The sequence below is a fragment of the Flexivirga sp. genome (assembly GCF_035551235.1).
In the GTDB taxonomy this organism is placed as follows: Bacteria; Actinomycetota; Actinomycetes; order Actinomycetales; family Dermatophilaceae; genus Flexivirga.
Genome location: NZ_DASZNO010000038.1, coordinates 79,776 through 92,563 on the forward strand (window position 1 = coordinate 79,776; position 12,788 = coordinate 92,563).

The 12,788-nt window shown below is 67.6% G+C and carries 10 protein-coding genes; 7 read left to right on the forward strand and 3 right to left on the reverse strand.

Annotated features, from left to right (window positions below; all coding sequences use genetic code 11):
- Positions 1 to 226: 226 nt before the first annotated feature.
- From VG502_RS13220 to VG502_RS13245, 6 genes are all read left to right on the forward strand, one after another.
- Positions 227 to 859, forward strand: coding sequence for a TetR/AcrR family transcriptional regulator (locus VG502_RS13220; protein WP_325550530.1), 633 nt, complete (start codon positions 227 to 229; stop codon positions 857 to 859).
- Between the two features lie 197 nt (positions 860 to 1,056).
- Positions 1,057 to 2,610, forward strand: a complete 1,554-nt coding sequence (locus VG502_RS13225) for a DHA2 family efflux MFS transporter permease subunit (RefSeq protein WP_325550531.1) — start codon at positions 1,057 to 1,059, stop codon at positions 2,608 to 2,610.
- A gap of 53 nt (positions 2,611 to 2,663) precedes the next feature.
- Entirely contained in the window at positions 2,664 to 2,948 is a 285-nt protein-coding gene (locus tag VG502_RS13230) for a biotin/lipoyl-containing protein (RefSeq protein ID WP_325550532.1), read from the forward strand.
- 104 nt (positions 2,949 to 3,052) lie between these two features.
- Complete coding sequence (locus tag VG502_RS13235; protein ID WP_325550533.1) at positions 3,053 to 3,793, forward strand: hypothetical protein; 741 nt, start codon at positions 3,053 to 3,055, stop codon at positions 3,791 to 3,793.
- The gene (locus tag VG502_RS13240) at positions 3,790 to 4,617 is read left to right on the forward strand and encodes a hypothetical protein (protein WP_325550534.1); all 828 of its coding nucleotides are present in this window, start codon (positions 3,790 to 3,792) and stop codon (positions 4,615 to 4,617) included. The genes VG502_RS13235 and VG502_RS13240 overlap by 4 nt, the downstream gene beginning before the upstream one ends.
- The gene (locus tag VG502_RS13245; protein WP_325550535.1) at positions 4,614 to 5,375 is read left to right on the forward strand and encodes a hypothetical protein; all 762 of its coding nucleotides are present in this window, start codon (positions 4,614 to 4,616) and stop codon (positions 5,373 to 5,375) included. The genes VG502_RS13240 and VG502_RS13245 overlap by 4 nt, the downstream gene beginning before the upstream one ends.
- A 1-nt stretch (position 5,376) precedes the next feature.
- Here the strand turns inward: VG502_RS13245 and VG502_RS13250 are convergent, their stop codons facing one another.
- Entirely contained in the window at positions 5,377 to 5,766 is a 390-nt protein-coding gene (locus VG502_RS13250) for a hypothetical protein (RefSeq protein ID WP_325550536.1), read from the reverse strand.
- 312 nt (positions 5,767 to 6,078) lie between these two features.
- Between VG502_RS13250 and VG502_RS13255 the strand changes: the two genes are divergently transcribed.
- Positions 6,079 to 6,327: a WhiB family transcriptional regulator gene (locus VG502_RS13255; protein ID WP_123270792.1), complete on the forward strand. Its 249-nt coding sequence runs from the start codon at positions 6,079 to 6,081 to the stop codon at positions 6,325 to 6,327.
- A 13-nt stretch (positions 6,328 to 6,340) separates the two neighbouring features.
- Here VG502_RS13255 and VG502_RS13260 read toward each other — a convergent pair whose 3' ends face one another.
- Entirely contained in the window at positions 6,341 to 7,810 is a 1,470-nt protein-coding gene (locus tag VG502_RS13260; RefSeq protein WP_325550726.1) for a sensor histidine kinase, read from the reverse strand.
- A gap of 28 nt (positions 7,811 to 7,838) precedes the next feature.
- Positions 7,839 to 12,665 (reverse strand): NAD-glutamate dehydrogenase, encoded by a 4,827-nt coding sequence (locus VG502_RS13265; protein ID WP_325550537.1) that lies wholly within the window; start codon positions 12,663 to 12,665, stop codon positions 7,839 to 7,841.
- Positions 12,666 to 12,788 lie beyond the last annotated feature (123 nt).

Sequence of the window (12,788 nt, forward strand, 5' to 3'; positions counted from 1 at the left end):
CGCGCTGTCAGGTTGCGTCCAGCAACCTACTCCCCCACCGGAATCGCGCGGTCGCCAGCCCTCGATAGCTATCCGATGCGACTCACATCACACCCGCCGCGGCGCAAATGACTTGCACTCGCGGGCGGCCGGGTTTACCTTGACATAGAACGAAACAGTTTCGTTTCATCGAGAGTCAGGGAGACTGGTACTCGATGACCTACTCCGCCACGAAAGGAACACCGCAATGAACGCCTCAGTGAGCACCACCGAAGTCGGCACCAAGCCGCGCGTCGAGGGTGACCGCGAGGCGGAGATCCTGGAGGGCGTCATCGCCACGCTCATCGAGGTCGGTTACGACCGGATGACCTTCGATTCGGTGGCCGCGAAGGTGCGCGCCAGCAAGGCGACTCTCTACCGCAAGTGGCCGACCAAGGCCGACCTGGTCGTGAGCGCGCTGGAGCACCTCAAGGCACAGGGCGGCGAGGACCCGCACGGCCTGCCGGACACCGGCAGCCTGGCCGGCGACCTGACCTTCCACTTCTGCGAGGACCAGGAGTTCAACGAGAAGTCGACCCTGCTCTTCGGTTCCGTCGTCTCGGCGATCCACCGCGACCCGGAACTCACCCAGGTCTTCAACGAACGCTTCATGAAACCGCGCATGGGACAGCTGCGTGAGGTCATCGTGCGCGCGCAACAGCGGGGGGAGGTCGGCGCTGACGCCGACATCGATCAACTCGCAGGGATCCTGCCGTCGGCCATCGCCTACCGGGTGATGACCTCGGGCGAGTGTCCCGACGAATCCTTCATCACCTCAACCATCGAGCAGGTCCTGCTCCCCGCTTGCCGGGCCAGCGTGACCGATAAGGGACAGCGGTAGTCCGCAAGACCCGCTTTGCTCTGAATGTCGAAATCGAGCGACTCCGCTCGACATATCTGTAACAGCGTCCACGACCGCCACCCGGCGGCCGGCTGATTCAGCACACCCCGAAGTCACCCGACGATCGCATCCGGTCGCCGGCCGAAAACACCTGTGCCTACTCGTAATCGGGCACCACTCACCGAAAGGAACACCCGATGACCGCAATCGTCGACGTGGTGTCCGAGGAGAAGTCCACGCCGAGGAAGACCAACCTCACCGTGGCGCTCATCGTGATCGCCATGGCGCAGTTGATGATCGTGCTGGACGGCACGATCGTGAACATCGCCACTCCTCACATCCTGACCGACCTGGACTTCACGCAATCGAGCGTGCAGTGGGTCGTGACGGCATACGCGCTGGCCTTCGGCAGCCTGCTGCTGCTCGGTGGCCGACTCGGCGACCTCTTCGGCCGTCGCCGAATGTTCGTCGTGGGCGTCGCGGTCTTCGCGATCGCCTCACTGATCGGTGGCATCGCGCCCAGCGGCCCGCTGCTGCTCGCCGCCCGTGCCCTGCAGGGTGCCGGCGCTGCGCTGGCCTCCCCCGCCGCACTGGCACTGATCAACACCACCTTCCCGGCAGGGAAGGAACGCAACCGCGCCATGGCCGTGTATGCCGCCATGTCCGGGGCCGGCGCTGCTGTCGGCCTGATCCTCGGTGGACTGCTCACCGAGGCCGACTGGCGCTGGACCTTCTTCATCAACGTCCCGATCGGTCTGGCCGTCGCGGCGCTCGCGCCGCGTGTGCTGATCGAGTCCGAGGGCAGTGACGGAACGCTCGACGTCTGGGGTGCCGTGACCGGCACCATCGGTCTCTTCGGCATCGTCTACGGCCTCTCGCACGCAGGACAGCAGGGCGCCTCGTGGGGCGACTTCGAGACGCTCTTCCCGCTCATCGGTGGGTTGGTCGTCGTGGGGATCTTCGTCCTCGTCGAGAGCCGGGTGAAGCACCCGCTGCTGCCGCTGCGCATCCTGGGCGACCGCACCCGTGCGGTGTCCCTCTTCTCGATGCTGCTGATCGGCGCGGGGATGTTCTCGATGTTCTTCTTCCTCGGCCTGTTCATCCAGCAGGTGCTGGGCTACTCGCCGGTGAAGTCGGGCTTCTCGTTCCTGCCGTTCAGCGTCGGTATCGTCGCCGCCGCGGGCATCGCGTCCAACCTGGCCGGTCGGGTCGACCCGCGCTGGCTGGCCGGCTTCGGTGGCGTGCTGACGACGGCCGCGATGTGGGGCTTCACCCAGCTGTCGACCGACAGCGGCTACGCCTCACACCTGCTGCCGTGGGTGCTCGTCATGGGCTTCGGCATGGGGTTCCTGTTCATCCCGCTGACCATCACCGCGACCGCGGGTGTCAGCAAGGACGACTCGGGTGCCGCCGCGTCCGCGCTCAACACCGCGCAGCAAATCGGAGGAGCTGTCGGGATTGCAGCGTTGACAACGGTGTTCACGCACTACGCCACGCAGAAGGGCAATGACCTGGCGGCAGCCGGCCAGGCCGCCATGGAGAAGGCGACGGCAGCAGGTCAGACCCCCACCAAGGGCCAGATCGCCGACGCGACCCACCAGGCGGCACTGCAGGCGCAGACCTACGGGTCGACCCACGCCTTCTGGTATGCCGCGGGGATGCTGCTGATCGGCACCCTGCTCGTCATCGGCCTGCTGAACATCAAGCACACCGAGCTCGCCACCGAGGAAGCCGCGGTCCACGTCGGCTGACAACGCACGAGCACTGCACCACAGGCCATGGCCCGACCCCGTAAGGTCGGGCCATGGCCCGTTCGTTGCACGCCGTCGCCCGGCCGCTGGCCGTTGCGCGCGTCAGTGGGCGTCCGGACCCCGACACGCTCGGCGGCATCACCGCGCCCTTCGGTGGCGTCGTGACGTTCACGGTCGCGGTCGGCGACCGGGTGCGGGCCGGCGACGTGGTCGCGGTCATCGAGGCGATGAAACTCGAGGCCGCGCTGATCGCGCCGACGGCCGGACGGGTCCAGCGGCTCGCCATACCCGACCAGTCCCTCGTCGAGGGCGGCGACGTGGTGCTGGAGATCCGTTGACCCGGGGCCGCGCCGCGGGCGTTGGAACCGGTCGGTCACGGGGCAAGTCATAATGAGCGTCACCGTGAGCTGATCGACAGCAGATCCAAAGGGGAGTGCATTTCATGGCCAGGGCACGTGCGGCATACGTCGCAGCCTCGCTGGTTGTCGGCGTCGGCCTGCTGGCCGGATGCGGCGGGGGCAGCGGCGGCACCAAGGCGGCACCGCCGTGGACCGAGAATTCCACGCAGGAGGGCCTCATCGCCCAGAAGCTGCCGGCGAAGAGCTCCGACCGCAAGGTCGTCTCCGGCGGAGCACCGTGGTCATTCACCCTCGACAAGGCCGACGACCCGAACGTCCCGTCGTCGCAATGGCCGAGCGCCGACAGCGTGCTCACCTCCGATCAGCTCAAGGGCGCGATCCCCGAGGCGACATCGGTCACGCTCGGCACCTGTGTCAAGGGCACCAACGGCCCGACCAGCACCGAGAAGAACGCCTCCTGCACCTGGTCGGTGGAGCTGAAGGACAGCGGCGACTACACCAACGAGGTCGTCGTGTCGATCGTCAGCATCGGCGCCGACGAGAAGGTCACCGAGTCCTGGACATCGGAGCGCAACAAGAACTTCTCCTCGCGCAAGTCCGGCGAGCGCTTCTTCACCAGTGGCTCGTTCAGCGCCAAGGGCAGCTACTACCTCGACAACAACCACTCCTCGGTGCTGGTGTCGGACGGCAACATGGCGGCCTGGATCGACTTGACCTTCAACGGTTTCAACTCGCTGAACGACTCCCGCAACACCATGCTCACCGGAATCTTCCCGGTGCTTGCCAAGGACCTCGCCGACCGTATGCCGAGAAAGTACGCATGAGCTCTCGAATGACCGGACGAAAAACCACCGTTGCCGCCGGCGTCGCCATCGCGATCGCGGTGACCGTCCCGGCATACACCGCGTATGCCGCTGGCACCCCCAGCGCGGCGAAACCCACCGCGAGCAAGTCAACGTCGTCACGGTCGACGAAACCGAAGCCCACGCCGTCGGTGACGCCATACAGCCCGCCGGCGCCGCCGGAGGGTGCGGCTCCCCCCACGGCGAAGACGATCAAGCCATCGGGACACTTCGCCGTCCGGGTGGATCGCACCGGCAAGAAGCCGATGGACAACACCTGGCCATCGGCGACAGGGCTGTTCACCCGGGCCGAGCTGCAGCAGGTCATTCCCGGTCTCACCGACGTCAGCACGACGATGTGCCGCACCGGCAACCTGCCCGATGGCGGGTCGACCACGAAGTCCACCACCTGCACGCTGAACCTGCGGATCTCGGGTGAGTCCGACGACGACCGCAGCAAGCTGATGATCAACATCCGTGGCTTCGGACTGCCGCAGCAGATCGGCAAGCAGTGGACCAAGGACCTCGCGCAGGCACGTGCCCGGTCCGCGAAACGCCCCGGCCTCTATACGTTCTACCCGAACAAGTCGCTCGGCACGTCCGCGGCATACACCGACGGCACGACCACGAAGGTCCTGGTGCAGCACGGTGACGTCGCCGGCGAGATCTGGTTCAGCGGCATCGGGTTCACCACCCTGGACTCCGACTACCTGAAGTCCCGACGCGCCTATCGCACGGCCGTCGTGCCCTCCCTGGTCCAGTTGCTCGGGGCCAAGTTCACCACGACCGCAAAGGCAGCCGCATGAAACGCCTCGCCCTTCTGACCGCCGGTGTCCTCGCCGTGTCCGTGCTCACCGGGTGTGGTGGCAGCGGCGGCGACGCCTCGTCACCGACGAGCACCACCGACGGTCCCAAGCCGCACGAGCCCTACAAGACCGACAAGCCCGGTCAGTGGGACTCCCCCGGTGTCGTCGTCGCCAACAAGGACGGCCGCAAGCTCGTCTTCGACAAGAAGCTCCCGGTCTACGACCCGCCGATCACCGACGGCGGCGTCGCCCAGTCGGACTGGCCGGTCGCCGGTCGCCTGCTGTCGATCAAGGAACTGATCGGGCTCTTCCCCGACGCGACCAAGATCGGCTTCACGCCCGACGGCCCGACCAAGCTGGTCGTCACACCCTCGTTGAAGGGCGACTCCAACTCGGAGAACGCCACCAAGAACACCATCACGATCGACATCACCTCGGTCGGCACCGAGGACTCGGTCCTGACGGCCTACGACAGCAAGAGGTCCAGTGATCGGACCGTCTACACCGACGCCGGCGGCAAGCCCAGCAGCGGACACACCTACTACAAGGACGGCGCGTTCAAGACCCAGCGGTTGAGCATCGAACCCGATGACGGCGACACCTACATCGTCGTGATCGGCAACGGCCGAACGGCCATGCAACTGAAGGTCGCCTACGACGGCTTCTACTCACTGGACGGCGACGGTTTCGACTCCGACACGGTGATGCAGCAGCAGATCATGCCGTTGATCCTGCAGCTGCTCGCCGCCCGCATGTGAGCTACTCGCCCTCGTCCAGGTCATAACTGGGCACGCGCAGCGTCGCCACGAAGGTCGCCACCGCCACCACGATCACCACGACACCGATGGCAGGGGCGCCGTTGGTCGCGACGGTGAAGCCCACGATCACCGCCAGCGCGTTCCACAACAACGACGGCGTGCGTGCGAGGCTGCGCTCGCGCCAGAAGCCCCATGCCAGCAGTCCGCAGCACGCGGCCAGCGCGAGCACCGTCGCACCCTCGGTCGCTGCACGCGCGCCGTTGTCGGTGCCGCCGGCGACCGACTCGATCAGCAGCACGACGGCGAAGATCACCAGCACCAGGGTCTGCAGGGCGTGGAGGACGGCGGGAATTCGCCACGTCGGCGGGGGCCATCGATCGGACACGGTCACGGCATGCACCGTATGCCGCGGCGCCGAGCGCATTGTGTTCACCCCCTGTCAACCCGCCGGCGGTGTGATGGATAACTCACCCTTCGAAAGGAAAATCTTCGCCAAAACGCTTGTGGAAAGTTGTTCGTATCTGTGAAAGTTGGGAACAACGTATGGCGCAGAGGCGTTGCCGAATCGTGAACCGCGGCAGGGTCGAGACCCGTCGACGACGTTCGCACACGGGTGACCCCCGTCACGAACATTCAACACCCTGATCGAATCAGTGCCGCATGGGCTGCCCGCCCGCGCGGCTGAAACAAGGAGCGGAACCACATGGATTGGCGCGATCGCGCTGCATGCCTGGACGAGGACCCGGAGCTGTTCTTCCCCATCGGCAACACGGGACCCGCCTTGCAGCAGATCGAGGACGCCAAACAGGTGTGCCGTCGCTGCGAGGTCATCGACACTTGCCTGAAATGGGCACTGGAGTCCGGCCAGGATGCCGGTGTCTGGGGCGGCCTGTCCGAGGACGAGCGCCGTGCCCTCAAGCGCCGCAACGCCCGCGCCCGCCGCGCCGGGTAGCTCTTCGGCCCGCTCAGCCCTCCTCCCGCAGCCGCGCCACGAAGCGCACCTGTGTCCCGTGTGGTTCCACCCGTGACCAGCTGATCTCCCCGCGCAGGTCCTGCACGAACGACCGCACGATCTGGATGCCGAGCCCTGACCGCGCCGGGTCGAAGCCCTCGGGCAGTCCGGCACCGTCGTCCGTGATAGTCACTTGCAGCAGGTCCTCACCGGCCGCGCTGGTCTTGCGTTCGGCATTCAGCGTCACCTGTCCCCCGTGCGTGGCGAAGCCGTGCTCGATGGCGTTCTGGACCAGCTCGGCAACGATCATCGCGACCGCCGTCGCGTCCTCGGCGTGCAGCGAGCCGAACGTGCCGGTCAGCTCGGCGCTGACCCGCTCCTGCGACCGATTGCTGATCTCGACCGCCGAGCGCAGCGCTCCGGTCGCTATCTCATCGAACGGCGTCGTGTCGTCCCAGCCACCGCTGAGCGTCTCGTGCACCGTCGCGATCGTCCCGACCCGCCGCACCGCGCCCGCGAGCGCCGCACGTGCTTCCGGGTCGTCCAGCCGGCGGGCCTGCAGCCGCAGCACCGCCGCGACGGTCTGCAGGTTGTTCTTGACCCGATGATGGATCTCCCGGATCGTCGCGTCCTTGCTGAGCAGTTCACGCTCGCGGCGACGCACTTCGCTGACATCGCGGACCAGCAGCACCGCACCGGTGCGCCGGCCCCCCTCGGACAACGGGATGGACCGTGCGCTGACGTAGGCACTGCGGGACTCGATCTCGGTGCTCCACGGCACCCGCCCGGTCAGCACCATCATCAGTTCCTCGTCGACCGGACCGCGTTCGGGCAACACCTGACCCAGCGCCGAGGCGAGCCGAACCCCCACCAGCTGATCGTCGTGCCCCAGCCGGTGCAATGCGGACACGGCGTTCGGGCTGGCATAGGTGACGTTGCCCTCGGCATCCAGGCGCAGCACGCCGTCACCGACCCGCGGCGCCCCGCGGCGGCTGGCCGGCGCGGCCGCGGCGTTCGGGAACTCCCCTGAAGCGATCATCCGGGACAGCGCGTCGGCGGTCGCGAGGTAGGTGACCTCCAGCCTGCTGGGCGTGCGCATCGAGGCCAGGTTGGTATGACGCGTCAGCACCGCGACCGCCGTGCGGCCCTGCACGACCGGGATGGCCTCCTCCCGCACCGGAAGCTCGTCCCGCCAGGTGGTCGTGTGCGACCGGACGATCTGCGGGCCGTCATACGCCTGCACGACCGTGCGCTGGCGGGTGTGGTCGATGCGGCTGCCGACGACGTCGTTGACGAACACACCGACGCCAGTGGTGGGTCGCACGTGCGCAGCGGCGACCCAGCTGCCGGCTCTGGTCGGCACCCACAGGATCAGGTCCGCGAAGGACAGGTCGGCAAGCAACTGCCAGTCGCTGACCAGCAGGTGCAGCCAGTCCCAGGCGGACTGATCCAGGTCGGTGTGCTCGCTCAGCACGTCGTTCATCGAGGGCACGTGCCGAGCCTATTCCGGCCTAGCGAGCCGAACCCGACCGCACCACCGAACGCAGCGTGCGCAGCGCCACCGACAGCGGCGCCAGGCCGGCCTCGTCGAGCTCCGCGACACCGACCAGCGCCTGCTGCGCACGGTTGATGGACTCGGAGTTCTCCTCCGCCCACCGGGTCAGCCGCTCGTCCGCGGACTCCGTCGCCGGGGTGTCCGCGATCACCGCGGCCGTGAACGAGTCGAGCACGGCATACAGGTCGTCCCGGACGGCACCACGGGCGAGCGCGTCCCACCGGTCGTCACGCGGCAACCGCGAGACGGCCTGCAGGATGCGGTCGATGCCGAGCCGCTCGGACAGCATGAAATAGACCGCCGCGACGTCGGCGACCGGTGTCCTGGTACTGATCGCCTGCTCGGTGATGTCCAGCAACGAGTAGGAATCGAGCAGCGCCGCGGCCCAGCCGGCCAGCTGCGCCGGCACGCCACCCTCGCTCATCTCCTCACGCCGCCGCCGCCAGCGCTCGTGCTCCGAGCCCTGCAGCATCTCCGGCACCTTCGGTGTCAGCTCGCGCATGACGGCGCCGAACCGGTCGATCTCACCGGCGATGTCGAGCCGGGCCGGACGGCTGTGCACCAGCCAGCGCGTCGCCCGGTCCAGCAGGCGACGGAACTCGAGGTAGAGAGTGGTCTGGGCGCTCGTCGGGACCTTGTTGTCCAGCGCCTCCACCTGCGTGACGAACTCGGTCAGCCCGAAGACCTCACGAGCGATGACGAAGGCCCGGGCGATCTGCTCCGGACCGGCGCCGGTCTCCTCGGCGACCCGGAAGGCGAAGGTGATGCCACCGCGGTTGATCATCGAGTTGACCACCTGGTTGATCACGATCTCGCGCCGCAGCGGGTGCTCGGCCAGCTCCGCGGTGTACTGGTCGCGGATCGGCTTCGGGAAGTATGCCGCCAGCCGCTCCTCGAACCAGGGGTCGTCGGTGAGCTCGGACCGGCTCAGGTCGGCCTTGAGCGCGAGCTTGGAGTAGGCGACCAGTACGGAGAACTCCGGTGAGGTCAGGCCGTCCCCGGCGCTCGAGCGGGTCGCGATCTGTGCATCACCGGGTAGGAACTCCAGCTCACGGTTGAGCTCACCGCGATCCTCCAGCCAGTGGATGAGGCGCTGGTGCACCGGCAGCATCGCGTGCTTCTGCGCGCGGGCGTTGCCGAGCAGGACGTTCTGCTCGTAGTTGTCGCGCAGCACCTGCACGGCGATCTCGTCGGTCATCGAGTGCAGCAACGTGTTGCGCTGCTCCAGGTCGAAGCGGCCCTTGCGCATCAGGTCGGTGACCAGGATCTTGATGTTGACCTCGTGGTCGGAGGTGTCGACGCCCGCGGAGTTGTCGATCGCGTCGGTGTTGACGCGCACGCCGTTCATCGCGGCCTCGATCCGGCCCAGCTGGCTCGCGCCGAGGTTGCCGCCCTCACCGATCACCTTGACCCGCAACTCGTTGCCGTTGACCCGGATCTGGTCGTTCGCCCGGTCGCCGATGTCGGCGGCGGTCTCGGTGGATGCCTTGATGTACGTGCCGATGCCGCCGTTCCAGAACAGGTCGACCGGTGCCAGCAGGATCGCGCGCATCAGCTCACTGGGGGCCATCTTGGTGACGTCGTCGGCCAGGCCGAGAGCGGTGCGTACCTGCGGTGTGATCGGGATCGACTTCGCGGTGCGCGGGTATACACCGCCGCCCTTGGAGATCAGCGAGGTGTCGTAGTCACCCCACGACGAGCGCGGCAGCTCGAAGAGGCGGCGACGCTCGGCATACGAGGTCGCGGCGACCGGCTCGGGGTCCAGGAAGATGTGCCGGTGGTCGAATGCGGCAACGAGCCGGATGTGCTCCGACAGCAGCATGCCGTTGCCGAAGACGTCCCCGCTCATGTCGCCGACACCGACGACGGTGAATTCCTGGGCCTGGGTGTCGGTGCCCATCTCGCGGAAGTGTCGCTTGACCGACTCCCACGCGCCGCGGGCGGTGATGCCCATCGCCTTGTGGTCGTAACCGGCCGAGCCACCGGAGGCGAACGCGTCGTCCAGCCAGAATCCGTAGTCCTGGGCTACGCCGTTGGCGATGTCGCTGAAGCTGGCGGTGCCCTTGTCCGCGGCGACGACCAGGTAGCTGTCGTCCCCGTCGTGCCGCACGACGTCCTTCGGCGGCACGACCTCGCCGGACACGAGGTTGTCGGTCACGTCGAGCAGGCCCGAGATGAAGAGCTTGTATGACGCGATGCCCTCGGCCAGCCAGGCCTCGCGGTCGCTCGCGTCGGGCAGTCGCTTGGCGACGAAGCCGCCCTTGGACCCGGTCGGCACGATCACGGCGTTCTTGACCATCTGCGCCTTGACCAGGCCGAGGATCTCGGTGCGGAAGTCCTCCGGGCGGTCGCTCCAGCGCAGGCCGCCTCGGGCGACCATGCCGAAGCGCAGGTGCACGCCCTCCACGCGGGGGCCGTAGACCCAGATCTCGAACTTCGGCTTCGGGCTGGGCAATCCGGGCACCGAGGCGCAATCGATCTTCAGGCTCAGCACCGGGCTCGGCAGGCCCTTCTCGTCGCGCTGGTAGGCGTTGGTGCGCAGCGTCGCCCGGATGACGCCCATCATCGCGCGGATGATGCGGTCGTGGTCGAGGCTGCTCACCTCATCCAGCGCGGTCTCGACGCGGCGCACGATCTGCGTCTCGGCATCATCACGCGACGCGTCGGAACGCTGCGGGTCGAATCGTGCCGCGAACAGCTCGGTCAGGTCGCGTGCCAGGTCGGAGTTGGCTCGCAGCGCCTGCTCGATGTAGCTCTGGCTGAAGGTGAAGCCGATCTGGCGCAGGTACTTGCTGATCGCACGCAGCACCATGACCTGACGGGAGCTGAGACCCGCGTGCAGCACCAGGGCGCCCAGGCCGTCGCTCTCCGCGTGGCCCTCCCAGGCGTCGCTGAATGCGGTCTGGAACCGGTCGCGAACCTCCGCGGTCGACGCGTCATCGGTCCCCCAGTCGGCCTCGCCCTCGGCGCGCAGGCCGAAGTCGTAGACGTGTACGACGACGCCGTCGGCCCGCTGCATCGAGTAGGGACGCTCGTCGGTGACCTTGACGCCCAGGTTGGTGAAGACCGGCAAAACGTCGGTCAGGACCACCGGGTTGCGGCGGAAGAGCTTGAAACGGCGCTCGCGCCCGTCCGCGTGCGGATCGCGGTAGAGGGTCAGCAGCGTGTCGTCGTCGGACTTCAGCGCCTCGATGCGGCGCAGGTCGGCCACGCCCTGGCGCGGGGTGAAGTCCTCCTTGTAGGCCTCCGGGAACGCCCGGGAGTACAGGCTCATCACCCGCGCGGCGGCATCCTCGCCGTCCTCCTCGTGGGCGACCGCGCCCAGTCGCTCGCCCCAGGTACGGCTGCTCTCCAGCAGCTTCTCCTGCATCGTGTCCTCGTCGACCTCGGGAACCTCTGCGCCGGGGTGCAGGCGGACCACGAAGTGGATCCGCGCCAGCGGTGAGTCGGCGATGCGGGTGGTGTAGTCGACGGCTTCGGCGTCATACGCGTCACGCAGCACCCGCTCGATGCGCAGCCGGACGCCGGTGTTGTAGCGGTCACGCGGCAGGTAGACCAGCACCGAGACGAACCGGCCGAACTCGTCGACGCGGCGGAACATCTGCGACTGGCGACGCTCCTGCAGGCGCAGCACGGTCGTCGAGATCTCGTAGAGGTCCTTGCTGGAGGTCTGGAAGAGCTCGTCGCGCGGGTAGGTCTCGAGCACCTCGAGCAGATCCTTGCCCGAGTGGCTGTCCGGCGAAAAGCCCGTGCGCGCAAGGACTTTGGCGACCCGCTCGCGCACGACGGGCACGCGGCGGACCGACTCGGTGTAGGCGCTGGAGGTGAAGAGCCCGAGGAATCGCTTCTCGCCGACGACGTTGCCCTGCGCGTCGAAGGTGCGAATGCCGATGTAGTCCAGGAACGACGGCCGGTGCACGGTCGCTCGCGAGTTGGCCTTGGTGATGGTCAGCAGCTGCGGCATGCGCGCGATCGCGCGCCCACGGGGGCTGAGCCGGCCGAACGACTGCGAGGACGGCTTGTCGAAGCGCAGGATGCCGAGGCCGGAGCCGGGCGCCGTGCGCAGCACGTCCTCACCGTCGACCGTGTCGAGGGTGTATTCGCGGTAGCCGAGGAAGGTGAAGTGGTTGTCGGCCAGCCAGCGCAGGAATCCCTGTGCCTGCTCCACGGCCCGGGCCGGGACCGGCTCCGGGCGGGAGCCGTCCAGGTCGGCGATGACCCGCTCGCACTCGGCGTGCATCTTCGACCAGTCGTCGACGGCGACACGCACGTCACCCAGCACCCGCTCGACGTCGGCCACCAGCTGACGATCGACGTCCTCGTCCGCGCCGAGGTCGATCTCGAAGTGCATCCACGACTCACTCACAGGGGCGAGCGCGTCGGCGCGGGTCTCCGGCATGGTGTCGGCGTCGTAGACCTGCTGCAGGTGGCCGGCCGCGTCCCGCTGCACCCAGAACTGCGGGTGGATCAGCGCGTGCACGCTGCGGTCGTGCCGGGACAGCTCGGCGATCACCGAGTCGACCAGGAAGGGCATGTCGTCGGTGACGATCTGCATGATGGCGAATGGGCAGGACCACCCGTCCGTCTCGACGGTCGGATGCGATATGCGCACCTTCGTGGTGCCGGGGGCGCGGTCGGCGGCGAGCTGCTTGTGGGACTGCAGTGTCCCGAGCAACCGATCCGGGCCATAGCCGACGATGTCCTCGTCGGCCACGTGGCGGTAATAGCGGTCCAGCAGCCACGGCGGGGTCTCCCCCTGCTGCTCCGACGCGCATTCACGCAAGATTTCTGAACGGGAATTACTGTCCACGGACATAGATGTTCTTCAGCCCTCGTCGCGACGTGTCGGAGACGACGTCGTTGTCGCCCCACGGGGTCACAGTAGACCCGAGCGTGGCGAAGAACA